Here is a 25,387-nt window from a genome sequence, read left to right on the forward strand (position 1 = left end):
GATCCGGCTCCGCCGAGGAGGCGGCATCGGACGGAACCGCGGGATCCGGCTCCGCCGAGGAGACGGCATCGGACGGCACCGCCGGATTCGGCTCCGCCGAGGGCTCAGGGCCGGTTCCGGCCGGCGCCGCAGCGTCCGCCTCCGGCGGGGAAGCGGCAGCACCCCGCTCCGGCGGCGGCTCGGAGCCCGGCCCGGCCGGCGGTTCCGGCTTCACCGAAGGGGCAGCCCCCGACTCGGCCGGCGCGACAGCGGACCGTTCCGGCGGCGGCTCGGCGCCCGGACCGGCCGGCGCGGCAGCGTCTCCCTCCGGCGGGGAGACGGCGGCCGGCGCGTCCGGCGCGACAGCGGACCGTTCCGGCGGGGGAGCAGAGCCCGACTCGGCCGGCGGGTCCGGCTTCACCGAAGGGGCAGCCCCCGACTCGGCCGGCGCGGCAGCGCTCCGTTCCGGCGGGGAGACGGCATCAGACGGGACCGCCGGTTCGGGCTCCGCCGAGGGCACGGAACCCGTTCCGGCTGGCGCGGCAGCGGACCGTTCCGGCGGGGAGACGGCGGCCGGCGCGTCCGGTGCCTGCGAAGGTGCGGCACCCGACCCGGCGGGCGTGGCAGCGCCCCCCTCCGGCGGGGAGACGGCGGCCGGCGCGTCCGGCGCCGGCGAAGGTGCGGCACCCGACTCGGCCGGCGCGACAGCGGACCGTTCCGGCGGTGGCTCGGGGCCCGGTCCGGCCGGCGGTTCCGGCTTCGCCGAAGGGGCAGCCCCCGACTCGGCCGGCGCGGCAGCGTCCCCCTCCGCCGGGGAAACGGCGGCCGACGCGTCCGGCTGTTCGGGCTTCGACGGGTCGCCCGGACCCGACGGACCTCCGGCACGCGAACTGCCCAGGGCCGGGGCCCCCGGCTCTGCCGAGGGCGGCACGTCAGGCCCCGGCGCGGCACCGCTCCGCTCCGGCGGGGAGACGGCATCGGACGGGACCGCCGGTTTGGGCTCCGCCGAGGGCACGGAACCCGTTCCGGCTGGCGCGGCAGCGCTCCGCTCCGCCGAAGACACGGCACCCGACCCGGCCGGCGTGGCAGCGTCCGCTGGGGACCGTTGGCTCGCTGAACCCTCGCTCGCCGAACGGGAGCGTCGCGGGCCACGCGACGACGCGGAGCCCGACGCGGCAGCGCCCCGCCCCGGCAGCGGCGCGGAGCCCGGACCGGCCGGCGGGTCCGGCTTCGCCGAAGACACGGAACCCGGCGTGGCAGCGTCCGCCTCCGGCGGGGAGACGGCGGCCGGCGCGTCCGGCGCCGGCGAAGGTGCGGAGCCCGACCCGGCCGGCGCCGCAGCGTCCGCTGGGGACCGTTGGCTCGCTGAACCCTCGCTCGCCGAGCGAGAGCGTCGCGGGCCGCGCGACGGCGGCGGCTCGGAGTCCGACCCGGCCGGCGCCGCAGCGTCCGCTGCGGGCCGTTGGGTCGCTGAGCCGTCGCTCGCCGAACGGGAGCGGCGCGGGCCGCGCGACGGCGGGGCGGCGTCGGTGGTGGGGGTGCTCTTTCTGGCGCGGCGCGGTGGCGCTGCGGGGGTGGGGGCCTGGCCCTTGAGGGGGCCCCAGTCGTTGGGGTCGGGGACGCCGGGCGGCAGGGGCTGGCGGCGGCGGGGGGTCTCGCCGCCCGGCTCCTTGGCGCCCGGCCACTGTTTGGCCACCCGCGCGGCCAGGACGAAGTCCTTGCGCAGCGGATGGCCCTCGAACCCGTCGGGGAGCAGCAGCGGCGCGAGCCCCGGGTGGCCGGGGAAGGCGACGCCGAACATCTCGTGGGTCTCCCGTTCGTGCCAGCCCGCGCCCGCGTAGACATCGGTGGCGGTGGGCAGGGACGGGGCCTCGTGCGGGATGGTGGTGCGCAGCAGGAGCCGTCGCGGCGGGGTGCCGAGGGCGACCACATGGGCGCAGATCAGCAGTCCGACGCCCGGTTCGTCGACGGCGCTGAGCCAGTCGAAGAAGGTGCAGCCCAGTTCGTCGCGGGCGGCGGTCAACGCGGCCGGCCAGGCGTCGCCGGCCGGCACGTCGACCGTCAACACGTCGTACGCCTCCTCAGCCACCGCGCCGGGCCCGAAGACGTCGGCCGCCTCCCCAGGCAACCACCCCACCGTCACCACGCCACCCCCCGCACCACCAGGGGCCACGCGCCGACCGTCAACACGTCGTACCTCTCCCCGGCCACCGCCCCAAGACCGAAAACCCCCGGCCGATGCGGCGTCACCGCGCGTCCCACCTGACCAGCCCGCTGCTGAGCGCCGCGGGCGAGGGACCCGCGGGCGAGGCCGAACGCGCACCCTCCACGGCGGCCCCCGCCGGCAAGGCGTACCGCTCGGACGTGGACTCCTCGGCGATCTTCTCCTGGAGTTTGAGGATGCCCTGGAGCAGCGCCTCCGGCCTGGGCGGGCAGCCGGGGACATAGACGTCGACGGGGATGATCTGGTCCACGCCCTTGGTGACCGCGTAGGAGTCCCAGTAGGGCCCGCCGCAGTTGGAGCAGGCGCCGAAGGAGATGACGTACTTCGGTTCCGGCATCTGCTCGTAGAGCCGTTTGATCGCGGGCGCCATCTTGTCGGTGACGGTGCCGGAGACGACCATCAGGTCGGCCTGGCGCGGTCCCGGGGCGAACGGGATGACGCCCAGGCGGATGAAGTCGTGGCGGGACATGGACGCGGCGATGAACTCGATGGCGCAGCAGGCGAGGCCGAAGTTGAAGACCCAGAGGCTGTAGCGGCGGCCCCAGTTGAGGACGACCTTCATCGGTTCGGGGGCCAGCCGCGCCAGCGGCCCAAGGGAGCTGCCCGCCGGTCTCAGGTCCATGTCAACACGCCCTTCTTCCAGGCATAGAGGAGTCCGACGGTCAGGAAGCCGAGGAAGACGAACATCTCGACCAGGGTGGCCGCGCCGAAGCCGTCGGCGGCGAAGACCGTGGCCCAGGGGAAGAGGAAGACCGAGTCGACGGCGAAGATCACATACAGGAACGCGTAGATGTAGTACCGCACCTGGGTGTGGGCCCAGCCCTCGCCGACCGGGTCGACGCCGCACTCGTAGACCAGCAGCTTCTCGGGCGTGGGCACGGTGGGCCTGAGCAGGTGCCCGGCGAGGAAGGCCACGGCGACGAAGAGCACGCCGACCACCGCGACCAGACCGACGACGGTGTAGCCGTGGAAGTAGTCGGGCACGTTGTGGCCTCCGGTGGAGTCAGGGAGGGCTGACAGCACGGGAGTCTAGGGGGTCAGGCGCCGGTTGTGACCAGGCCGGGGGGTGGGGATAGCCCTACCGTCGTTCACCGACCCACCCCATGGTGTCGGTGGGACGGACGCGGCAGTCTGGACGACATGATCAGTTCCGGCCATGGCTCCGGTTACGGCTCCGGCTCCCCAGCGGGGCGGCGGCCCCTCCCCGACGACGCGGTGCTGCCGCCGCCCCAGGCGCCGCTCAGCGCGGTGACCTGGCGGGAGTGTGCCTATCTGCTGTCGAGCTGGCCGCTGGATCTGATCGCTTTCTGTTATGTCCTGATCTGGATCTATGTGGGGGTGCTGCTGTCGGTGACCGTGATCGGTCTGCCGGTGCTGGCGCTCGGCCTGGTGGGGTGCCGCTGGTTCGGTCGCTGGGAGCGGGCGAGGGCGCGGGCGCTGCTGCGGGTCGTGGTGGAGGAGCCGAGTCCGCTGCGGGCGCGGCGGGGCGCGGGCTTCTTCGTCTGGCTGTGGTCGGCGCTGAGGGATCCGGTGGGCTGGCGGTCGGCGCTCTTCGTGGTGGTGCGCCTGCCGTGGGCGCTCGTGACGTTCGCGCTGATGTCGGTCGCGTTCTTCGTGGCGTGGCCGGTGCTGCCGTGGCTGGCGCGTGGTTTCAGCCAGGTGGACCGGGGTCTGGTGCGGACGTTGCTGTCGCCTTCGGAGAGCCTGGAGCGGCGGATCGCCGAGCTTGAGGAGGATCGGACGGCGGTGTCGGATACGGCGTCGGCCGATCTTCGGCGGATCGAGCGGGATCTGCACGACGGGGCGCAGGCCCGCCTGGTCGCGCTGGCCATGGACCTGGGCCTGGCCAAGGAGAAACTCACCGAGGACCCCGAAGCAGCAGCCCGCATGGTCGACGAAGCACACGGCGAGGTCAAACTCGCCCTCCAGGAACTCCGCGACCTCGCCCGAGGCATCCACCCCGCCGTCCTCACCGACCGAGGACTCGGCCCCGCCCTCTCCTCCGTCGCCGCCCGCTGCACCGTCCCCGTCACCGTCGACATCGACCTCGACCAACGACCCGCACCCGCCATCGAAGGCATCGCCTACTTCACCACCTCGGAACTCCTCCAGAACATCAGCAAACACAGCAACGCCCACCACGCCACCATCGAGATCTGGCGCACCACCGACCGCCTCATGATCCAGGTCACCGACAACGGCCAAGGCGGCGCCACCACCACCCACGGCACCGGCCTCGCCGGACTCACCGAACGCCTCACCGCCGTCGACGGCCTCCTCGCCATCCAATCCCCCCACGGCGGACCCACCACCATCACCGCCGAACTCCCCTGGCGGGACCGGCACGGACACAAGCACGAAGGGAGGGCGGTTCGATGACCGTCCTACGTCTGCCGTTCACGGCACGGGCCTGGCGGGAGGGCCTCTACGCCCTGTTGAACCTCCCCATGGCGATCGTCGGCTTCGTCACCGCGGTGACGGGGCTGGCGGTGAGCGCCGGTCTGTTGATCACGTTCGTCGGGCTGCCGCTGCTGGCGCTGACGTTGCTGTGGTTGCGCACCTTCGGCTATGTGGAGCGGCAGCGGGCGCGGCTGCTGTTGGGGTCGGAGGTGGCCGAGCCGGGCCCCGTGCGGCACCGGGACGGGAAGACCGGGCTGCTGGCCTGGATCGGGGCGGTGCTGCGCAGCGACGTCTCCTGGCGGTCCACGGCGTACGCCCTGCTGCACCTGCCGTGGGCGATCGCGACGTTCACCGTGGTGGTGACCACCTGGGCCGGTGGCTTCGCCGCGCTGACGCTTCCGCTGTGGTCCTGGACGTTGAACGAGGACATCGGCATCAACACCGACGGGCAGGGCAACGGCTGGATCTGGGACAACCCGTTCGAGCTGGCGCTGGTCTCGGTGGTCGGGCTGCTGCTGCTGATCAGCGGCTCGTTGCTGATCCGGGGCATGGTCGCCGTCGACCGGCTGGCGGTCCGCGCGCTGCTGGGGCCCTCGGCGGCGGCGAGCCGGGTGTCGCAGCTGGAGGAGGACCGCTCCGTCGTGGTGGACACCTCGGCGGCCGATCTTCGGCGGATCGAGCGGGATCTGCACGACGGGGCGCAGGCCCGCCTGGTCGCCCTGGCCATGGACCTGGGCCTGGCCAAGGAGAAACTCACCGAGGACCCCGAAGCCGCAGCCCGCATGGTCGACGAAGCACACGGCGAGGTCAAACTCGCCCTCCAGGAACTCCGCGACCTCGCCCGAGGCATCCACCCCGCCGTCCTCACCGACCGAGGACTCGGCCCCGCCCTCTCCTCCGTCGCCGCCCGCTGCACCGTCCCCGTCACCGTCGACATCGACCTCGACCAACGACCCGCACCCGCCATCGAGGGCATCGCCTACTTCACCACCTCGGAACTCCTCCAGAACATCAGCAAACACAGCAACGCCCACCACGCCACCATCGAGATCTGGCGCACCACCGACCGCCTCATGATCCAGGTCACCGACAACGGCCAAGGCGGCGCCACCACCACCCACGGCACCGGCCTCGCCGGACTCACCGAACGCCTCACCGCCGTCGACGGCCTCCTCGCCATCCAATCCCCCCACGGCGGACCCACCACCATCACCGCCGAACTCCCCTGGCGGGAACCTGACGGCTCCCCGAGCGGACGTCGACCGAGGTGAGATGCTGGGGGACGGACTCTTGAGCTGCGGTGAGAAACGGGGAGTGGACGGGTGCGGGTAGTCATCGCCGAGGACTCGGTGCTGCTGCGGGACGGGTTGACCCGCCTGTTGAACGACCGGGGGCACGAGGTGGTGGCCGGGGTCGGGGACGCGGAGGCGTTGATCGCCGCGATCGACGAGCTGGCCGCGGCCGGGCAGGTGCCCGATGTGGTGGTGGCGGACGTGCGGATGCCGCCGACGCACACCGACGAGGGGGTGCGGGCGGCGGTGCGGCTGCGGCAGCGCTTCCCCGAGCTCGGGGTGCTGGTGCTCTCGCAGTATGTGGAGGAGCAGTACGCCACGGAGCTGATCGCCGGCTCCAGCCGGGGTGTGGGCTATCTGTTGAAGGACCGGGTGGCGGACGTCAGCGAGTTCGTCGCCGCGGTGGCCAGGGTGGCGGAGGGCGGGACCGCGTTGGATCCCGAGGTGGTCGCCCAGCTGCTGGGCCGGAGCCGCAAGCAGGACGTGCTGGGCGGGCTGACGCCCAGGGAGCGCGAGGTGCTGGGGCTGATGGCGGAGGGCCGGACCAACTCGGCGGTCGCGCAGCAGCTGGTGGTGAGCCATGGGGCGGTGGAGAAGCATGTGAGCAACATCTTCATGAAGCTCGGTTTGGCGCAGAGTGACACAGATCACCGGCGGGTTCTGGCGGTTCTCACGTATCTCAATTCCTAGCCCTCTGCCACGCTGGAGTGTGAGGTGAACGACCGGCATTCGGCCGGTAGTTGAGGCGTTTCACGCCACAGCGGGGGGTTTACCGGGTGGTGGGGGTCACCGCTCGTCCGAACACACGGGGTAAGAGCACGTCCGCGCTGTGAGACGCCCTCGGGAAGGCAAGCCTTACCCGCCGTACCATGGCCGACAAGAGCCGCCTCGTAAGGAGGGCTACAGCAGTGACCATCGAGGTCAACCAGGCGAGCCGGGACGACAAGGACGTGCGACGTCTGGACCGGGTGATCATCCGGTTCGCGGGGGACTCCGGCGACGGAATGCAGTTGACAGGCGACCGTTTCACGTCGGAGACGGCCTCGTTGGGGAACGATCTCTCCACGCTGCCGAACTTCCCCGCGGAGATCCGGGCCCCCGCCGGCACCCTGCCGGGTGTCTCCTCGTTCCAGGTGCACTTCGCCGACCACGACATCCTCACCCCGGGCGACGCGCCCGACGTGCTGGTGGCGATGAACCCCGCCGCGCTCAAGGCGAACGTGCCCGATCTGCCGCGCGGCGCGGAGATCATCGTCAACACCGACGAGTTCACCTCGCGGGCGCTGACCAAGGTCGGCTACGCGACGAATCCGCTGGACGACGAGTCGCTGGACGCGTACCGCGTGCACCGGGTGCCGTTGACCACGCTCACCGTGGAGGCGCTCAAGGCGTACGAGCTGACCCGCAAGGAGGCCGGGCGCTCCAAGAACATGTTCGCCCTGGGCCTGCTGTCCTGGATGTACCACCGCCCGACGGAGAACACCGAGGCGTTCCTGCGGTCGAAGTTCGCCAAGCGTCCGGACATCGCCGAGGCCAACATCACGGCGTTCCGCGCCGGTTGGAACTTCGGCGAGACCACGGAGGACTTCGCGGTCTCCTACGAGGTCGCGCCGGCCGTCTCGGCGTTCCCCGCCGGGACGTACCGCAACATCTCGGGCAATCTGGCGCTCGCCTACGGCCTGGTCGCCGCCGGCCAGCAGGCCGATCTGCCGCTCTTCCTCGGCTCCTACCCGATCACTCCGGCCTCCGACGTGCTGCACGAGCTGTCCAAGCACAAGAACTTCGGGGTGCGCAGCTTCCAGGCCGAGGACGAGATCGCGGCGATCGGCGCCGCGCTCGGCGCGTCCTTCGGCGGCTCGCTCGGCGTGACCACCACCTCGGGCCCCGGCGTCGCGCTGAAGTCCGAGACGATCGGTCTCGCCGTCTCGCTCGAACTGCCGCTGCTGATCATCGCCATCCAGCGCGGCGGCCCGTCCACCGGGCTGCCGACCAAGACCGAGCAGGCCGACCTGCTCCAGGCGATGTACGGGCGCAACGGCGAGGCGCCGGTGCCGATCGTGGCCCCCTCGACGCCCGGGGAGTGCTTCGACGCGGCCATCGAGGCGGCCAGGATCGCGCTCGCCTACCGGACGCCCGTCTTCCTGCTGTCGGACGGCTATCTGGCCAACGGCTCGGAGCCGTGGCGGGTGCCCGATCCGTCCGAACTGCCGGACCTGCGCGTCCAGTTCGCCACCGGGCCCAACCACACCCTGCCGGACGGCAGCGAGACGTTCTGGCCCTACAAGCGGGACGAGACCACGCTGGCCCGCCCGTGGGCGGTGCCCGGGACACCGGGTCTTGAGCACCGCATCGGCGGCATCGAGAAGCAGGACGGCACGGGCAACATCTCCTACGACCCGGCCAACCACGAGCACATGGTGCACACCCGCCAGGCCAAGGTGGACGGCGTCGAGGTGCCGGATGTCGTCGTGGACGATCCGAGCGGCGAGGCCAGGGTGCTGGTCCTCGGCTGGGGCTCCACCTACGGGCCGATCACGGCCGGGGTGCGGCGGGTCCGCAAGGCCGGCGGGAAGATCGCCCAGACCCATGTGCGCAACCTCAACCCGCTGCCGGCCAACCTCGGCGAGGTGCTGCGCTCCTACGACCGGGTGGTCCTGCCGGAGATGAACCTCGGCCAGCTGTCCGCCCTGCTGCGCGCCAAGTACCTGGTTGATATCCAGTCGTTGACGCAGGTCACCGGGCTGCCGTTCAAGGCCGAGCAGCTCGCGTCCGCTTTCAAGGAGGCTCTGGACGATGTCCACTGAGGCACCTATCCAGCACCGCACCTCGCTGGCGCTCATCCCCACCGCCGACAAGCCGCAGAGCGCCAAGGACTTCAAGTCGGACCAGGAGGTCCGCTGGTGCCCCGGCTGCGGTGACTACGCCGTGCTCGCGGCGGTCCAGGGCTTCCTCCCGGAGCTGGGCCTCGCCAAGGAGAACATCGTCTTCGTCTCCGGCATCGGCTGCTCCTCCCGTTTCCCGTACTACATGAACACCTACGGGATGCACTCGATCCACGGGCGCGCCCCGGCGATCGCGACCGGGCTCTCGGCGTCCCGACGGGATCTGTCGGTCTGGGTGGTCACCGGCGACGGCGACGCGCTCTCCATCGGCGGCAACCATCTGATCCACGCGCTGCGGCGCAACGTGAACCTCAAGATCCTGCTCTTCAACAACCGGATCTACGGGCTCACCAAGGGCCAGTACTCGCCGACCTCGGAGGCCGGCAAGATCACCAAGTCGACGCCGATGGGCTCGCTTGAGACCCCGTTCAACCCGCTGTCGCTGGCGCTGGGCGCGGAGGCGTCTTTCGTGGCCCGCACGGTCGACTCGGACCGCAAGCACCTCACCGGCGTGCTGCGCGCGGCGGCCGAGCACCACGGTTCGGCGCTGGTGGAGATCTACCAGAACTGCAACATCTTCAACGACGGCGCCTTCGAGGTGCTGAAGGACAAGAAGCAGGCGCAGGAGGCGGTCATCCGCCTCGAACACGGCGAGCCGATCCGGTTCGGCCTGCCGGCCGAGGACGGTCTCGGCGAGAAGGGCGTGGTCCGCGATCCGGAGAGCGGCGATCTGCGGGTGATCGACGTGGCGACCGAGGGCACCGACGGCATCGTCGTCCACAACGCGCACGCGGCGTCGCCCACCACGGCGTTCGCGCTCACCCGCCTCGCCGACCCGCAGACGCTGCACCGCACCCCGATCGGGGTGTTCCGCAGCGTGCCGCGTCCGGCGTACGAGGACCAGATGGCCGACCAGCTGGATCTCGCGGTCGAGCGGCAGGGCAAGGGCGACCTCGGCGCGCTGCTCGCCGGCAACGACACCTGGACGGTCGCCGGCTGACGTCTCGGCCCGTCGGCGCCCGTTGATCCTCTGTGATCCCCCGTCCGGTCCTTGGGCGGGGGATCACCCGCGTCGGCCGGTTATCCGGAATGACAGGCCCGACCGCCGGCGTTACCTTCGGGGGGCTGTTCGAGAGCGGCAGCGGTTCGAAAGTGCGGGAGGTGGACGGTGGCGGGAACGGGCGCGGCGAACCGATCGGGGTTGGCGCTGGGATTCGCGGCCTTCGGTCTGTGGGGGCTACTGCCCCTCTACTGGCGCCTGTTGGAGGACAGCGGCGCCTTCGAGGTGCTCGCCCACCGCATGGTGTGGTCGCTGCCGACGGCGCTGCTGCTGTTGCTGCTGGTCCGCAGCTGGTCCTGGATAGGTCCGCTGCTGCGCGACCCCAAGCGGCTGGCGCTGCTGCTGCTCTCCGCCTCGCTGATCACGTTCAACTGGGGCCTGTTCATCTGGTGCGTCGCCGAGGACCGGGTGCTGGAGGCGTCCCTCGGCTACTTCATCAACCCGCTCTTCACCATCGCCATGGGCGTGCTGCTGCTGCGCGAGCGGCTGCGGACGGCGCAGTGGGCGGCGGTGGGCATCGGTGCCCTGGCCGTCGTGGTGATGAGCGTGGCCTACGGTCAGGTGCCCTGGCTCTCGCTCTCGCTCTCGGTGTCCTTCGCCACCTACGGGCTGGTCAAGAAGCGGACCGGCCTGGACGGGCTTGAGGGGTTCAGCGCGGACAGCGCGATCCAGTTCGTGCCGGCGCTCGGCTTCCTGGTGGTGCTCGCCGGGCGCGGCGAGGGCTCGTTCACGGTCGAGGGGCCGGGCTACGCGCTGCTGCTGGTGGGCAGCGGCCTGGCCACCGCCCTCCCGTTGATCTTCTTCGGCGCGGCGACGGTGCGGCTGCCGCTGTCCACCGTCGGCCTGATGCAGTACATCGCGCCGAGCACCATGTTCCTGCTGGGACTGCTGGTCTTCGGCGAGGAGATGCCGCCCGAGCGGTGGATCGGCTTCGGCCTGGTGTGGCTCGCGTTGACGGTGCTGACCTGGGACGCGCTGCGCCGGGCGCGCACCCGTCGGCGTACGGTGGCCCACAACCCCGTCACCGCGACGGTTCCGAAGGAGGCGACCAGCCCTGCTGGCTGAAACCACCCGAGCGTGGGTCGAGAGGCGGTTGGCGCCCGGCGAGCGGGTCACCGAGGTGGTGGCGCTGCACGGCGGTTGGACGTCCCAGATGCGCCGGCTGACGGTGACCGGGCCCGGTGGCAGCGGCCGGGAGGTGGTGCTGCGCTCCTTTGTCACGCCGTTCTTCCGCCGGCACGCGCCGGGTCTCCTGGGGCGCGAGCACCAGGTGTTGGGCCAGCTCATGGACACGTCGATCCCGGCGCCGCAGCCGCTGGCCGTCGATCCGGACGGCGCGCACTGCGCGGCGCCCTCGTTGCTGATGTCGCTGCTGCCCGGCCGTATCCGGCTGGCCGACGCCGACGTGTCGGGGCGGGTGGTGGCGCTCGCCGAGCTGCTGCGTTCGGTGCACCGGCTGCCCGCCGACGGTCCTGGGCGGCCACGCCCCTACCAGGCGTGGACCAGCCCCGAGCGGGTGCGGGTGCCGGCGGGCACGGCGCGGCCCGCGCTGTGGCGGGCGGCGATCGCGGCCATCGACCGGCCGCCGCCACCGTTCGAAGGCCGCTTCCTGCACCGGGACTTCCACCCGGGCAATGTGCTCTTCGACGACGCGGGCCGGATCACGGGCGTGGTCGACTGGGTGGAGACGTCGTTCGGCCCGGCGGATCTCGATGTGGCGCACTGCGCCACCGCGTTGGCCCTGCTGCACGGCCCCGACGTCGGCCTCTCCTTCCCCGACCACTACCTGACGGCGGGCGGCCGGCTCTCCCCGACCGCCGAGGCACGACGCTACTGGCGCCTCCTGGACGCGCTCGCCTTCGCCCCCGACGCGGAGAAGGTCGCCACCCCCTGGCGCGCCTGCGGTCGCCCCGACCTCACCCCACCCCTGCTGACCACCCGCCTGGAGACCTACCTCACCGCACTCCTCGACACCACCACCTGACCTGCCCACCCAGCGCTCAGGCGGCCGTGTCGTGTTCGCGCCGCAGGCGTCGGACCTCGGCCTCCCTGAACGCCTGGACCTCCGCCGCCAAGCCGCTTTCCGCCAGGTCCGCGACGGGTACGCAGAGATCCATTCGTTGGATACAGACACCCAGCATGTAGGTGCCCTCCTCCGAGAGATAGAGACGGATGCCGTAGTAACCCTCCTGGCAGTCCGTGTCGTTGTTGAAGCGGCACCCCTCGCAGGTGTCCGGCAGTCGCACGGGCAGCAGCCGCTTGACATGGACCGCCCGGCCGCCGAGGGCCCGGTAGAGGGTCCTCTGGTCCGAGGTGCCGGCGGTGAACGTCCGGAGCACCGGCTCCGCGCCAACTCGGCTGAGCACCTCGGCGATCGCCGCGCTCGACTCCGCCTGGTTCTGAATGCTGGAGAGCATTCTCACGTCCGCGTACTGCCCATGGGATTCGATCAGGCGCACGGTGCGCTCCACATGGTCGGTGCCGGGCACCACGATGTTCACCGAGGCCCTCACACCATGGGACACCGCGTCGCGGATGGTCTGCCGCGCGGCTCTGATCTTCGTCTCGGCCAGGCGGGCGGACCCGAAGCGCTCGGCCTGCACCGTGAGAAGCTCCTCGGCCGTGGTGCCGAACACCGAGACATTCACCCGGTCGAGCCCGGCGGCCGAGCACGCCCTCATGACCTGTGAGCCGCGCTCACCGTTGGTGGTCATACCCACCACCAGGCCCATGCCGCCCAGCGTGGAGACCAACGCGGAAATCTCTGCGTGGAGGGTTGGCTCCCCACCGGTGAGATGCACTTCGTCGGCGTCGAACGCTCGCGCCACCGTCCTGACCGCGCGCCGGAAGGCCATGTCGGGACGCATCTTCGCGGAGAGGAACGACACGCCGTTGGTTTCGGCGTAGACCGACACCCGTCCGGTCCTGCCGGGGCCCGAAACGACCGGCAGCGGGGTCCGGCCCCTGTTGTCGGCGGTGACAGGGGTGCCCTCGTTATGACAGAACGTGCATGCCAACCCGCAGTCGTCAATGACCTTGATCCTGACCGTTCTGTCCCGCACGACGCGGACCGGGAGATCACGCTTTTCCATGGTCATGTGCGTCGGCCCGCTCACTCGAAGGTGAGCCGGGGCATCGACGCGATGTCGATGCCATACCGGCGATAGACCAGCGTCGTGTTCTCACTGGTGAGGTCGCCCGCAGAGAACCCAAGGGCATGGGCCGCCTGGTGGACGTGTTCGGCGCTGCTTCCCTCGATCTCCAGATAAGGGGGGATCAGCGGCCAGTGGTCCAACTCGACGGCCGCGCCGAGCAGTGACCAGGACGAACGGCGGTTCTCCTGATATGCCTCCGGCTGGTAACCGAGCTTGCCGAGAATGGTGTGGGTGGCGTCGAAGTCGCCGACCGGGGTCTCCGTCTCCCGCACACCGTCAACGGCGTCCGTCAGGATCTCCTTGACGCAGAGGGTCGCGACGGTGCCGTTGTCCCTCAGCCGCACCCACGTTCCCGACCTGCCGGGGATGTCGTAGACATAGCGACGCTGGAGCCGGTCTCCATGGTGTTCGGCGCCCACTTCGAGCAGCAGGGCCCGCATCTTCTCGGGGTCGATATCGAGCACCTTCGCCTCGAATTCGATCTCCGTACCCATATGAACTTCCTCCGTGGAAAAGGGTTTTCCGCTCCTCCCAGGCTAGAGGCACACGCCGAAGCGCTCCAGGCGTATTAGCGTTGTCGGGTAAAAACCTCGGACCACTCGTCCAGCAACTGCCGGCAGCCATCCCCGAAGACGGCATACCGCTCGTAATGCTCGAAGTCATGCAGATACGCCGTCACATCCCGATGGTCACGCAGTATCAGCACACCGGTGCCCGTTTCCACGGTGGCCAGTTTCCGGTCGTAGACCGTGAACGTGTTCAGCGGCCTCTCCGGGATATAGCCCCCCAGGGGGATGACCCCCAACCGCACCTGAGGAATACGGGAGACCGACACCAGCCGCCCCAGTTGCGCGGCCATCGCCATCGGGGGAAGCAGCGGCCATCTGACCGCCTGCTCGGTGAGAACGAACGTGAACGACTTGCCGGGCTCGTGGAGCACCCGCTGCCGTTCCATCTTCTTGGCGACGACCTTCGACTGATCTCCTGGCGCGTCAGCGATGCTGGCTCGCGCGTACTCGGGGGTGGAGAGCAGCCCCGTGATCATCGAGAGCAGAAAGAATCGGAAATCCCGCGAGAGCGCTTCCAGCCGCGCCAGCTCGTTCTGCTTCTTGTCCAAACCCCTGCGGCGGGAGGACCAGTCATCCTGCCATTCGGTGTTGGCGGTTCTCGCCAACGACAGGATCTCGGCCACCATGGGCTGATCCACCCTGAGGGCGTCCAGGATCAGTTCGACATCGACCAGCGCAGGCGTGAGCTTACCGCTTTCGATATTGCTGATCTTTGTCTGGGACATGTTGCAGCGGCGAGCTAGCCAGGTCTGTGTTCTCCCGGCTCGCCGCCGCTGATGTCTCAGTTCCTCAGCCAGGTCCGATCTACTCCGACCCAGCTTCTCGGGTTCAAACGTCAAGACCCTTCACATACTCCTCGAAGGGCACCGACGCGGCGACCGCCACTCGCTGGTACTCGATGAAGGCGGCCACATCCCCGTCATGGACCTCGCGATTGATCTGCCGACCGTCCGGATGGTAGTTCATCAGCACCACCTCGGCATGGTCGAAGATCCAGAAATCCTGAACACCGGCCAGCGGGTTCTCCCGGTCGGTCACATCAAGAATGCGGATCTCCTCGCCGGCCAGCGCGTGCGGTGCGTAGTACTGGGAGAACTCGAACCGCAGATAGTCGGAGAGCGGTTGAGCCACGATATGGACACGCCCCTGCGAACGTCCCTCGGTGACCTGCCGACGCAGCCGGTCCGTGTACTCGTTGGAGACGGCGTGCGGGTCGATGCGCGTTCCGGCCCTGAACGCCGCGAACTCCTCCGCCTCCTGCGGCATGAGGTACTGCGGCAGGGTTTCGAGCCGCCATGCCTCCCGCCGGAAGTTCTGAAACCGCGCCGCCCACTCCTCACCAGCCAAGAGCACGTACGGCCTCCCTCAGTACTCTCTCCGGAATCTCCACGAGCCCTTCTCCCTCCGGTGGCATGAACACCTCGGACACATCGCCCTGGACAATGAAAGAGCCTCCGGCGGTGCGGTAGACATTCGGACAGTCGTTCTTCCCGCACTCCCCGTTGCCGCTTCCGGTGAGGCGGGTGAGTTCTCCGCGTGCCACGCTGCAACCCCCTTACATACAGCCCTGTTGGGCCGATAGATCCGAAGGTACGGGCCTCGGCCTCGACCGTCCATGTGGCATTGCCGGTATTCGCGTTGTCGGGTAACCGGAGTCGGCCCTTTACCCCGGGGTGGTGCGGCGGGTGCGGTGGGTGCGGGTCTTGTTGAGGGTGCCGCAGTGTTCCATGGCGCACCAGCGGCGGCGGCCCGGGCGGGAGGTGTCGGCGTAGACCAGCTGGCAGTCGTCGGCCGCACACATCCGTATCCGGTCGGCGAAGGGGCCGGTGAACAGCTCGACGGCGTCCCTGGCGACGGTGGACAGCAGCTGTTCCACGGTGGGCTGGCCGGCCCAGGCGCGGGTGCCGTCCGGGGTGAGGGCGGGGGTCAACGGGGCCTTGGCCGCCGCCGCGTTCACCACGGCCAGCTCGGCGGCGGGCAGCGGCTGGGACGCCACCCTGGCGAGCGCCAGGCCCCAGAGCGCGTCGCGCAGCCCGCGGGCCGCCGCCACCTCGGGCGTGCGCGCCGTCAGTTGGGGCGCGGGGCGCAGCCGGCAGGCGCGTGCCCAGTCGTCGAGCGCCTGCGGGGTGTGCAGCGTCTCCCAGCGCGCGAACTCGCCCGGCCCGCCGGTGGGCAGCAGCTCAAGACAGAGCGCCCCCGGATCGAAGCGGTACCAGGCGCCACGGTGGGAACGCAGCCGCAGTCCGGTCACGTTGCTTGGCGTTGGCTCCATGTAACCACTATAACTAGTTACATGACCCTTGGTTGGAAACTTGTGATCGACTGCGCGAACGCGCACCGACAGGCGGACTTCTGGGCCGCCGCCCTTGAGTACCGGCGGGAGGACAACGGCCCCCTGGTGGAACGGCTCCGCGCGGGCGGCCAGTTGGCGGAGGAGGCCGTCGTCGAGCATCGGGGCCGGCTGGAGTTCCGTGGCTTCGCCGCCGTGCGGCACCCGGACGACCCGTTCGACGAGGCGAGCGATATCGGCCTCGGCCGGCGGCTGCTCTTCCAGGAGGTGCCGGAGCCCAAGACGGTCAAGAACCGGCTGCATATCGACATCCACGGCGAGCGGGGCCAACTGGAGCCGCTGGTCGCACGGTTGGAGGGCCTGGGCGCCAGCCGGGTGCGGGAGGAGGACCAGGATCCCGCGGGCCACTGGTGGATCATGCTCGACCCGGAGGGCAACGAGTTCTGCGCCTCCTGACGTCCCCCGGCCACACCGGCGGTTTCCAGCCATCTGAGATGCTGGGCGAAGGGCCCCCGCCCGGGGCCCTTGCGACCGCGACCACTCGGGGAGGCGACGGTGGGGGGCGAAGGTGGGGCGCGCTATCCCCTGGCGCGGTTCATGATCTCGTTCAGCACCGGGTTCCTCTGGGGACTGGTGCTGTTCGCGATCGCACTGAACATGCTGGAGGAGTCGCTCCACGAGAGCCCGCCCGACAGTTGGACCGACTGGGGCGCCGGCGCGCTGCTGGTGCTGATCCTCGCCGCGATCGCCTACGCCCTGGCCGAAGGCGAGGTCGGCCTGCCGCGCCGGGGCGCCCGCGCGCCCGTCCGCCACGGCTGGCTCACCGGGGGCTCGGCCGGCGTACTGGGCGCCGGCGCCCTCCAGTTGGCGAACGACTGGCTGCACCCAAGGATGACGGAGGTCGGCGACGCGACGCCGGCCGTGGTCGCGCTGGTGCTGGTCTGCCTCTGGGGGCTGCTGCTGACCTTCCTGCACCTGACGGGCGCGACCGTCCCGTCGCGCCGCACGCCACGGCCAGCGGCGGCGCCCGAGCCCGAGCCCGAGCCGGCACCCGAACCCAAGCCCGGGCCCGAACCCGAGCCCGAACCCGAGTCCGGGCAGGAGGAGGAGCCGGCGACGGCGAGCCGGGCCTGGCCCGCCGCGCCCCCCGAGGCGCCGGCGACCAGGCCCGTCGCCCACCCCTGGGGCGGCCCGCCGCCCGTCCGGCGGACCCGCCGCGATACCCGGCTCACCCTCGCCCTCGCCGTGGTCATCGGCTCGGCGCTCCTGCTCCCGGCGTTGATCCGTCTCATCGTCGCCCCCGAAGTCGCGTCCGGAGCCGCCCCCGGAGTCGCGTCCGGGGCGGACGCCGTGCCGGCCTGGCTGGTGCCGGCGGCGCTCGGCCTCGGCGGCCTCACCCTCCTCGCGCTGGTGGTCGTGCGGCGCTCGCGGATCTCCGTGCGCCGCGCGTGGGTCCTGGTGGCCTGCTGGGCGGTGCTCGGGCCGCTCTCCTGGCTGGTCGCCGGGATGCTGGAGCTGACCGATCCGGCCCGGCGGGTGTGGGCCGTGGAGACGGGCTCCACGCCCACCGGCGGCGATCACACCGCGGGCGCCTGGCTCGTCGAGGACCAGCTGATCCGGCTCACCTCGGACCGGCTCACCGCCTATGACGTCGACTCGGGCGCCGAGCGCTGGAGTTGGTCGCCCCCGGCGGACCGCCGGTTCTGCGCCGCCGCCGAACACCCCGCTCGCGGCGCGCTGTTGTTGGCGCTGCGCGAAGCGGACGGCGACAGCTGCCGCACGGCGCTGGCCGTCGACCCGGACGAGGGCACGCCGCTCTGGGAAGGCGAGTTCGCCGGCGGCCCCACGTTCCCTGCGGACGACGGCCCGCCGTCCGAACAGCGCCAGCCCCGCGTCACCGGCCAGCTGGCGCTGGCCGGGGAGGCCGCCGTGCTGCTGGAGGCGGAGCACGGCTTCCGGGCGGTGACGGCCGCCGGCGGCGAGGAGCTGTGGCGGCTGGCGGCGGCGGACGGATGCGCCCCGGTCGCGGTGGCGGGCGCCGATGAGGCGCTGTTCACGGTCGAGTTCTGCACCGAGGCGGACGGGCCCCGGCAGATCCTGCTCACCGGCCGCGACGCGGCGACAGGGGAGCCGCTGACCGAGCACGTCATGCCCTACGGCCCCGACCCGACCGGCCTGGACGTGGCCTCCGTGGACCCCCTGCTGGTGGCCGCGGCAGGCCGCGTCTACGCCTTCCCCGAAGGCGCCGCCCGGGCCGTGCCGCTGGCGGCGCAGCACGACGCGCTGACGTTGCGCCACGGGCTGGCCGGCGGCGCCTTCGACGCGGTGCCGCTGCGGGGCGCGGCGATCGTGGACGACACGCTGGTGCTGCGGCACGGCGATCCGTCCGACGTCTACCGCGTCCCGTCCAACCGGGGCGGGGAGATCTGGCACAGCAGGTCCCGGCTGGCGGCCTACTCGCTGACGGACGGCCGACAGCTGTGGCGAACGGGGGCCTTCTCCGGCGATGTCAACGGGATCACGGCCCTGGACGGCGAGGTGGTGGTGTTGAACGAGCTGTCCCGCGGCGTCCGGTCGTCGCTGCGCGTCTTCGACGCGGCGACCGGGGAGGAACGCGGGGAGACCCGGATCGAGCCGACGTTGAACGGGGGCGGCGCGATGCTGCTGCGGCAGCTGCCCGGCGAGAGCGGCTGGCTGCTCGCGGGGCAGGGCGAGTCCGTCGGCGACGAGCCCACCCTCCAACTGATCCGCTGAACACACCCGCGCCGCCGGCGGGGTGTGCAACCACGCGCGGCCCCGGCGGCGTCCTGGTCCCGGGGGGTGTCGGGGCCGCGTCGGCGGCTCCGAGCGCGCGAACGGCGCCCGCGAGGGCGAGGCCGGTGTGCGGCGTGGCAGGATTCCTCCCCAACTCTCCCCGTCGACACGGGAGATGGTTCGCTCGACAGACAAGGGAGGCGATGGCGTGCAGCCCCTCAGCCCGGGTCAGCCCACGAGCGTCGGCCCCTACCGGCTGCTGGGTCGGCTGGGAGCCGGCGGCATGGGGGAGGTCTATCTCGGCCGCTCCCCCACGGGGCGGACCGCGGCGATCAAGCTGGTCCACGCGGAGTTGGCCTCCGACCCCGAGTTCAGGCGGCGGTTCCGGAGCGAGGTGGCCGCGGCGCAGCGGGTCAGCGGCGAGTGGACCGCGCCGGTGTTGGACAGCGACACCGAGTCGACCGTCCCCTGGGTCGCCACGGGCTACGTTCCCGGCCCCTCGCTCACGCAGGTGGTGGAGAAGTACGGCCCGCTGCCCGAGGAGTCGGTCTGGGCGCTGACGCACGGGCTCACCCAGGCGCTCACCGATATCCACGACAACGGCCTGGTGCACCGCGATCTCAAGCCGTCCAACGTGCTGGTCACCCTGGACGGGCCCAAGGTGATCGACTTCGGGATCGCCCGCGCCGTGGACGCCAGCCAGGTGACGCGCACCGGTTCCATGGTCGGCTCGCCCGGCTACATGGCGCCCGAGCAGATCCGGGGCGAGCACATCAACTCGGCGGCGGACGTCTTCGCGTTGGGCGCCGTGGTGGCCTACGCGGCCAGCGGGGTTTCGCCGTTCGCCCCCGACCAGCCGTCGCTGCACACCGTGCTCTACCGCGTCCTGCACGAGGAGCCCGAACTCGGCGCGCCGGAGGGCCCGTTGACCGGCTACCTCCGCCAGGTGGCCGAGCGGTGCCTGCTCAAGGACCCGAACGAGCGGCCCACGTTGCCGCAGATCCTCCGGCTCGCCGCCCACCACACCGACAACAGCGGCGTCTGGCTGCCGCCCGGGCTCACCGCGCAACTCGGCAGGGACGCGGCCAACCTGCTCGCCCTCGACGGGCCGAAGGACGCCCCCGACACCCCGCCGCCGCCCTCCTCCGGCTGGCCCCAGGGGACGCCGCCGCCCGGCCAGACCACCGTCACCGGGCCGCTGACCGGCTTTGGCCCGCCGACCGGCTCCGCGCCGACCGTGCCGCCCCCACCGCCGCCGCCAAGGCGCCGCTGGCGCACCCCGCTGCTCGCGGCCACCGTGGTTCTGGCGCTGGTCGGCGGCGTGCTCCTGGCGGTCGACCAGTTCTCGGACCGGGACGAGTCGCCGACCGCTGGCGGCGACCCCACGGGTGACCCGACGGGGCCGGACGAGGAGCCGGGCGAGGAGTCCGGCGGCGCGCCGATCGACGACCCCGGCTACCCGGGCGACCCGGGCGCGCCGTTCTTCGACCAGCTGCCCGAGGACCTCAGGCAGGAAGGGAAGATCACCGTCCGCGCCGGGACCTACGCCGCTCCGCTGATGTACCTCGAATCGGGGAACGACGTCGCGGGCGTGGAGCACGATCTGGCGCTGGCGATCGGCGAACGCCTGGGCCTGCGGGTCGACTTCGCGCCCTCCGTGGACGCCAGGGCCATCCTGGAGTCCCTGACGGTCGCGGCCAGGGCCGGCTTCACCTCACAGGTCGCCATGGGCGGCCTGGAGGACGTGCCGACCGTCCGCCAGGAGCAGGGTGTCAACTTCGTCAACCACATCCAGGAGGGGATGACGCTCCTCGTCCCCGTCCAGTCGGGGAACCGTTCGTTGGCGGACCTCTGCGGAGGGTCGGTCGTCACCTGGGAGTCCGATCGGCTGCGGAGCATCGTCGAGCAGGCGAGCGGGAGCTGCGCGGAGCCGGTGGAGGTGACGGCCGCCAACACCATCGAGGAGATGGTCTCCATGGTCGGGGACGGCCAGGTCGACGGCATGCTGGTCACCTACTCGGGGGCCAGGACCTATGTCGACGAGAACCCGGACAGCGGCCTGTGGGCCACCACGGACCACCTCGGCGTCACCCCGCGCGGCATCGCCGTGCCGGCCGGGGCCGGTGAGCTGCGCGACGCGATCCGGGGCGCCCTCCAGGAGATGATGGACGACGGCACCTACGCCGAGATCCTGGACTCCTGGGACGTGCCCGACCTGGCCGTCGACGAGGCGAGCCTCAACATCGGCTGACGGGCACCCCGACCGGGCACCCCGGAATCCACTCGGGCCCCCGCGACCCCACCCCGGTCGCGGGGGCCAGCGCCGGTGTCAGCCGTGCTGAGCCGCGAGCTCCTCCCACTGCTCCAGCAGCTCGGGCAGGCGCTGGGCGAGCTCGTCGGGCAGCTCGGCGACGGCCTCCTCGGGGATGTCGGCCGAGGGGTCCAACGCCAGCCCGCCGGGCAGGCCATCGGGCAGCAGCTCGTCCAGCAGCCCGCCGAAGGGCTCCTCCGGGTTCAGCTCGACGACCTCGGCGTCCGCCGGCGGCGTGAACTGGAACGCCCCGCCCGCCGGGGCCGCGAAGTCGACGTTGGTGAACGCCACGTTGAGCACCTGACCGCCCGGCGCCTCGCCGCGCACGGCCAGCGGCACCCCCGTCTCCGCGTCGACGGAGATCCGGGCCGAGGACACCGGGGCGTCGGCGGCCGAGGGACTGACCGTCAGCTGGTACACATCGCGGTCGGCGACCCTGGCCGTGCCGGAGACCGTGATGTCGGCCGTGCCCTCCACATCGGTGAGGAGCCGCTCCGCCACCTCCTGCGGGGTCAGCTCCGCCCACTCCTCCTCGGGCGCCGGCTCGCCGCGCTCCTCGGCATGGGCCTCGGCACGGGCGGCGGTCTCGGAGAGATCCGCCTGGTAGACCACGTCGCTCGCGCTGTCGTACGCCCACAGCTCGTCGCCGTTGCGGATCACGGCGAACTCGTCCGAGCCGTCGACCAGCGCCAACCGCTGCCGCTCGGGGCCGTCCACGGCCACCCTGAGCGTGCTGTCCCCCGACAGCAGGGAGGCCAACGGGCCGTCCACGCCGACGAACTCGCCTATCGCCCCTTCGGTGACCCCGCCGAAGTCCGGCAGGCTGGGCAGGCCGAAGTCTGTCTCCACGCGCACCGTGCCGGACAGCTGTGCCGTCTCCGACTCGGCGACGAGCACCACCAACTCCTCGGCCGTCATCTCCGGCAGCTCCGGGCTGCCGTCGCTGGCCAGGGCCGGCCACACGCCGACACCGATCGCCGCGACACCAGCTGTCACGGCGATGGGAAGTCCCGCGCGCCGGATGTTCCTGTGCAAAGCCATCAGATGCCCCTCCGCTTGCCTTGTGGCTGTATCCATTGCACCAGCACGGCGGCTCGAAGGCATCCGCCCGTGGACGGCTCTTCGGTACTACCAAAGGACGACGGTTGTGACCTTTCGACCTGGGGAACCCGTAGGGGACGGCCGCCCTCGGGCTCGGGGGCGGCCGGCGTTGAGCACCTGTAACTACGCTCCGCTCATCAGCTGGTACGATCCGCCACCGCGTCGCAGAGCTCGCCCAGCGCCTCCTTGGCGGCGCCGTCCGGCAGCGGCGCGAGGCTCTCCCTGGCGCGCTCGGCGAACGCCAGCGCGTCCTGGCGGGCCAGTTCGAGCGCGGGGTGCGCGCGCAGCCCCGTCAGCGCGTCGGCCAGCCGCGCGTCGTCCGAGAGATCGCCGGCCAGCAGCTCGACCAGGCCGACGTCCTCGGCCGCGCCGCTGCGGGCGGCCAGCTCGCGCAGCCGCAGCACGGGCAGCGTGGCGACGCCCTCCCGCAGGTCGGTGCCGGGCGTCTTGCCCGACTCCGCACGGTCACTGGCGATGTCCAGCACGTCATCGGCCAGCTGGAACGCGATGCCGATCAGCTCGCCGTAGCGGCCCAGCACCTCGACGGCCTCCGCGGGGGCGCCCGCCATCATCGCGCCCATCCGGCCGGCCACAGCGATCAGCGAACCCGTCTTGCCCGCGACCACGTCGAGGTGGTGGACGACCGGGTCCTCGCCGGGGCGCGGCCCGGCGGTCTCCTGGATCTGCCCGGTGACCAGGCGCCCGAACGCCTCGGACTGGACCCGTACCGCGTCGGTGCCCAGCTCGGCCACTATCGTCGAGGCCCGCGCGAAGAGGAAGTCGCCGGTGAGCACGGCCACGGAGTTGTCCCAGCGGGCGTTGGCGCTGGGCACCCCGCGCCTGACCTGGGCCTCGTCCATGATGTCGTCGTGGTAGAGCGTCGCCAGATGAGTCAACTCGACCACCACACCGGCCGGCACGACCCGGGGCCCGTGGGCGTCGCCGAACTGGGCGGCCAGCAGCAGCACCAGCGGGCGGAACCGTTTACCCCCGGCTCGGACGAGGTGCTGCGCCGTCTCGGTTATAAAGTCGACATCACTCTTGGTCGCCTCGACCAGCCCCGCTTCGACGGCGGAAAGCCCCGCCTGGACCTCGGCGTCCAGGGCCGGGTCCCGCACGCTCACCCCGAAGGGACCAACGACGGTCACGAGCGCTCTCCCCTGATCTCCGATGCGTTGTCCCTGGCAGCGTATCCGGTCGCATGTCGATCACTTCGGGGACGTACCGCTGGTGCGCGTGGGTGCGCTCGATAGCATGTCTCCATGCCGACCGCCGCAGCGTTGTTCGGAATCGACAACCTTCCCTATGGGGTCTTCACCCCCGCCGACGCACCGGACGCGCCTCGGGTGGGCGTGCGGTGGGGGGAGCGTGTGCTGGACGTGGGCGCCGTCGCGCGCGCCCTTGGCTCCCCCCATGCCGCGCCGCTCTCCGCGCCCTCCCTGGACGCCCTGCTGGCCGCCGGCCGCCCCGTCTGGCAGGCCGTCAGGGCCGAGCTGCGGGCATGGCTCGGCGATCCGGCGCACCACGCCACGGTGGAGCCGCTGCTGCACCCGCTGGACGCGGTCGCGCTCCGGCTCCCGTTCACCGTCGCCGACTATGTCGACTTCTACGCCAGCGAGCACCACGCGAGCAACGTCGGCCGGATCTTCCGGCCCGGCCAGCCGCCGCTGACGCCCAACTGGAAGCATCTGCCGATCGGTTACCACGGCCGGGCCGGCACGGTCCGGGTGAGCGGCGGCACGGTGCGGCGCCCGCTGGGGCAGCGGCGGCCGGCCTCCTCGTCGGACAGCGCCGCGCTGCCCGAGTTCGGGCCTTCGACGCGGCTGGACATCGAGGCCGAGGTCGGCTTCGTGGTGGGCACCCCGTCCGAGCCCGGGCGCCCGGTGCCGCTGTCCGCGCTGCGCGAGCACGTGTTCGGCGTGTGTCTGGTCAACGACTGGTCGGCCAGGGACATCCAGGCGTGGGAGTACGTGCCGCTCGGCCCATTCCTGGGCAAGTCGTTCGCCACCTCAGTGTCCGCCTGGATCACCCCGCTCGACGCGCTGGACGCGGCCTGGGTCGCGCCCCCCGAGCGTGACCGGCCGCTCCTCCCCTATCTGGACGACGCGGCCGAGCCGCCAGGCGGGCTCGATCTGCGGCTGACCGTGCTGCTCAACGGCGAGGCCGTGGCCGAGCCCCCGTTCGCCTCCATGTACTGGACGGCGGCGCAGCAGCTGGCCCATATGACGGTGAACGGGGCCACCCTGCGCACCGGCGACCTCTTCGCCTCGGGCACGGTCTCGGGGCCGGCCGAGGGGCAGCGCGGCTCGCTCCTTGAGCTCTCCTGGAACGGTGAGCGTCCGCTCCGCCTCGCGGACGGGGAACGGGCGTTCCTGGCGGACGGGGACCACGTCACCATCACCGCCTGGGCGCCGGGCACCGGCGGCGGGCGGATCGGCCTGGGCGAGGTCAGCGGCACGGTGGGCCCGCCTCTCTGACCCACGGCCCCTGACCCGCGACCCCTGGACCCGCGACCCCGCCGCGCGCCCCGGAACGGGCGGGCGTGGCCACCGGCGTCGAAAACGGTCGCGAAGTGGGGAAGTTGTGCCCAAGGTCTCAACCCGGGGGCGCAGATGAAATAGGACCGTAACAGTGCCATCTACCCCGCCCCGCACAGGCTAATCTTCCCTCGACATGCTCAACTTTGAGGGGAATCAGATGCGTAGCTCGATACGTCTCGCCGTGCCGGCCGTGGCCGCGGCCATGCTGCTGCTGAGCGCCTGTGGCGGTGACGACGAGGACGGTGAGGGCGGCGGCAGCCTGGGCCAGGGGGGCCAGGAGCAGGACGGTGGCGACACCGGCGGCGACGAGACGGGCGGCGAGGAGGCCGCGGGCGGTGACGCGGGCGGTGCGGCGCCGACCGCCGAGGAGCTGGAGGGCTTCTGGGCCACCGGCCTTGAGGAAGCGGACGCGGTGCTGACGTTCACCTCCGGCACCGTCACCTTCGTGGAGAACACCCTCAGCGACATGTCCGGGGCCTCCTGCTTCGGCACGGTCGCCGACGACACCATCTCGCTTGAGTGCGACAACGGCTCCACCGACTTCAGCGAGGCCACCCTGGCGCTCAACGGCTCGGACCTCAACGTCACCTGGGCCTCCGGCACCACCGAGACCTACCAGTCGCTGGGCGACATGGCCGGTCTTGAGGACATGCCCGACCTGGGCGACCTGGGCGGCCTGGACGAGGACCTCGCCGAGCTGGAGGAGCTCCAGCGGGAGCTGGAGGAGCTGGGCCTCTGACCGGCGGCCACGGTCCGGGCCCCAGGGCCCGGGGAGGCACCGTGGCCCGCTGGCACGGCTGAACCGGCACGGCGGCCCGGCGCCCTCTCCG

The 25,387-nt window shown here is 71.8% G+C and carries 22 protein-coding genes and 1 pseudogene; 12 read left to right on the forward strand and 11 right to left on the reverse strand.

What is annotated here, in order from left to right; genetic code table 11:
• Positions 1–1,078 precede the first annotated feature (1,078 nt).
• From K4G22_RS31940 to K4G22_RS11550, 3 genes and pseudogenes are all read right to left on the reverse strand, one after another.
• Positions 1,079–2,125 (reverse strand): annotated as a pseudogene (locus K4G22_RS31940) (NADH-quinone oxidoreductase subunit C); the annotation flags it as partial.
• Between the two features lie 100 nt (positions 2,126–2,225).
• On the reverse strand, positions 2,226–2,825 hold the full coding sequence (locus tag K4G22_RS11545; protein WP_228079859.1) for an NADH-quinone oxidoreductase subunit B: 600 nt from the start codon (positions 2,823–2,825) through the stop codon (positions 2,226–2,228).
• Positions 2,816–3,187, reverse strand: a complete 372-nt coding sequence (locus tag K4G22_RS11550) for an NADH-quinone oxidoreductase subunit A (RefSeq protein ID WP_228079861.1) — start codon at positions 3,185–3,187, stop codon at positions 2,816–2,818. The genes K4G22_RS11545 and K4G22_RS11550 overlap by 10 nt, the downstream gene beginning before the upstream one ends.
• A gap of 156 nt (positions 3,188–3,343) precedes the next feature.
• Here K4G22_RS11550 and K4G22_RS11555 point away from each other — a divergent pair, with 156 nt between their 5' ends.
• The 7 genes from K4G22_RS11555 (at position 3,344) to K4G22_RS11585 (ending at position 11,821) form a co-directional block, all read left to right on the forward strand.
• Positions 3,344–4,582 carry a sensor histidine kinase gene (locus tag K4G22_RS11555; protein WP_228079863.1) on the forward strand — a complete coding sequence of 413 codons (1,239 nt, stop codon included), beginning with the start codon at positions 3,344–3,346 and terminating at the stop codon, positions 4,580–4,582.
• Positions 4,579–5,874, forward strand: a complete 1,296-nt coding sequence (locus tag K4G22_RS11560; RefSeq protein WP_228079865.1) for a sensor histidine kinase — start codon at positions 4,579–4,581, stop codon at positions 5,872–5,874. The genes K4G22_RS11555 and K4G22_RS11560 overlap by 4 nt, the downstream gene beginning before the upstream one ends.
• Positions 5,875–5,925: 51 nt before the next feature.
• The gene (locus K4G22_RS11565) at positions 5,926–6,585 is read left to right on the forward strand and encodes a LuxR C-terminal-related transcriptional regulator (protein ID WP_228079867.1); all 660 of its coding nucleotides are present in this window, start codon (positions 5,926–5,928) and stop codon (positions 6,583–6,585) included.
• A 218-nt stretch (positions 6,586–6,803) separates the two neighbouring features.
• On the forward strand, positions 6,804–8,699 hold the full coding sequence (locus tag K4G22_RS11570; RefSeq protein ID WP_228079869.1) for a 2-oxoacid:acceptor oxidoreductase subunit alpha: 1,896 nt from the start codon (positions 6,804–6,806) through the stop codon (positions 8,697–8,699).
• Complete coding sequence (locus K4G22_RS11575; RefSeq protein ID WP_228079871.1) at positions 8,689–9,777, forward strand: 2-oxoacid:ferredoxin oxidoreductase subunit beta; 1,089 nt, start codon at positions 8,689–8,691, stop codon at positions 9,775–9,777. Before K4G22_RS11570 ends, K4G22_RS11575 begins: the two co-directional genes overlap by 11 nt.
• 168 nt (positions 9,778–9,945) lie before the next feature.
• A complete protein-coding gene (gene rarD, locus K4G22_RS11580; protein WP_228079873.1) occupies positions 9,946–10,902 on the forward strand; it encodes an EamA family transporter RarD in 957 nt (318 codons plus the stop codon).
• A 28-nt stretch (positions 10,903–10,930) separates the two neighbouring features.
• Positions 10,931–11,821, forward strand: coding sequence for a phosphotransferase family protein (locus tag K4G22_RS11585; RefSeq protein WP_322785087.1), 891 nt, complete (start codon positions 10,931–10,933; stop codon positions 11,819–11,821).
• A gap of 16 nt (positions 11,822–11,837) precedes the next feature.
• Here K4G22_RS11585 and K4G22_RS11590 read toward each other — a convergent pair whose 3' ends face one another.
• The 6 genes from K4G22_RS11590 to K4G22_RS11615 form a co-directional block, all read right to left on the reverse strand.
• Positions 11,838–12,929, reverse strand: a complete 1,092-nt coding sequence (locus tag K4G22_RS11590; RefSeq protein ID WP_228079875.1) for a radical SAM protein — start codon at positions 12,927–12,929, stop codon at positions 11,838–11,840.
• A 20-nt stretch (positions 12,930–12,949) separates the two neighbouring features.
• Entirely contained in the window at positions 12,950–13,486 is a 537-nt protein-coding gene (locus K4G22_RS11595) for a class IV adenylate cyclase (protein WP_228079877.1), read from the reverse strand.
• Positions 13,487–13,560: 74 nt separating this feature from the next.
• A complete protein-coding gene (locus K4G22_RS11600; protein WP_228079879.1) occupies positions 13,561–14,400 on the reverse strand; it encodes a helix-turn-helix domain-containing protein in 840 nt (279 codons plus the stop codon).
• On the reverse strand, positions 14,390–14,914 hold the full coding sequence (locus K4G22_RS11605; RefSeq protein WP_228079881.1) for a DUF6879 family protein: 525 nt from the start codon (positions 14,912–14,914) through the stop codon (positions 14,390–14,392). The genes K4G22_RS11600 and K4G22_RS11605 overlap by 11 nt, the downstream gene beginning before the upstream one ends.
• A complete protein-coding gene (locus K4G22_RS11610; protein ID WP_228079883.1) occupies positions 14,898–15,104 on the reverse strand; it encodes a hypothetical protein in 207 nt (68 codons plus the stop codon). Before K4G22_RS11610 ends, K4G22_RS11605 begins: the two co-directional genes overlap by 17 nt.
• A gap of 120 nt (positions 15,105–15,224) precedes the next feature.
• The gene (locus K4G22_RS11615) at positions 15,225–15,833 is read right to left on the reverse strand and encodes a CGNR zinc finger domain-containing protein (RefSeq protein WP_228079885.1); all 609 of its coding nucleotides are present in this window, start codon (positions 15,831–15,833) and stop codon (positions 15,225–15,227) included.
• Positions 15,834–15,854: 21 nt separating this feature from the next.
• Between K4G22_RS11615 and K4G22_RS11620 the strand changes: the two genes are divergently transcribed.
• The 3 genes from K4G22_RS11620 (at position 15,855) to K4G22_RS11630 (ending at position 20,856) form a co-directional block, all read left to right on the forward strand.
• A complete protein-coding gene (locus K4G22_RS11620) occupies positions 15,855–16,307 on the forward strand; it encodes a VOC family protein (RefSeq protein ID WP_228079887.1) in 453 nt (150 codons plus the stop codon).
• 99 nt (positions 16,308–16,406) lie between these two features.
• Positions 16,407–18,605 carry an outer membrane protein assembly factor BamB family protein gene (locus K4G22_RS11625; RefSeq protein ID WP_228079889.1) on the forward strand — a complete coding sequence of 733 codons (2,199 nt, stop codon included), beginning with the start codon at positions 16,407–16,409 and terminating at the stop codon, positions 18,603–18,605.
• 208 nt (positions 18,606–18,813) lie between these two features.
• A complete protein-coding gene (locus tag K4G22_RS11630; protein WP_228079891.1) occupies positions 18,814–20,856 on the forward strand; it encodes a serine/threonine-protein kinase in 2,043 nt (680 codons plus the stop codon).
• A 78-nt stretch (positions 20,857–20,934) separates the two neighbouring features.
• Here the strand turns inward: K4G22_RS11630 and K4G22_RS11635 are convergent, their stop codons facing one another.
• Entirely contained in the window at positions 20,935–21,957 is a 1,023-nt protein-coding gene (locus K4G22_RS11635; RefSeq protein WP_228079893.1) for a LolA family protein, read from the reverse strand.
• A gap of 197 nt (positions 21,958–22,154) precedes the next feature.
• Complete coding sequence (locus K4G22_RS11640; RefSeq protein WP_228079895.1) at positions 22,155–23,165, reverse strand: polyprenyl synthetase family protein; 1,011 nt, start codon at positions 23,163–23,165, stop codon at positions 22,155–22,157.
• Positions 23,166–23,279: 114 nt separating this feature from the next.
• On the opposite strand from K4G22_RS11640, the gene fahA reads away from it, so the two are divergent.
• Both fahA and K4G22_RS11650 read left to right on the forward strand, forming a co-directional pair.
• On the forward strand, positions 23,280–24,494 hold the full coding sequence (gene fahA / locus K4G22_RS11645) for a fumarylacetoacetase (RefSeq protein ID WP_228079896.1): 1,215 nt from the start codon (positions 23,280–23,282) through the stop codon (positions 24,492–24,494).
• A 220-nt stretch (positions 24,495–24,714) separates the two neighbouring features.
• Positions 24,715–25,296, forward strand: a complete 582-nt coding sequence (locus K4G22_RS11650; RefSeq protein WP_228079898.1) for a hypothetical protein — start codon at positions 24,715–24,717, stop codon at positions 25,294–25,296.
• Positions 25,297–25,387 lie beyond the last annotated feature (91 nt).

Source organism: Streptomyces profundus (genome assembly GCF_020740535.1).
Lineage (GTDB): Bacteria > Actinomycetota > Actinomycetes > Streptomycetales > Streptomycetaceae > Streptomyces > Streptomyces profundus.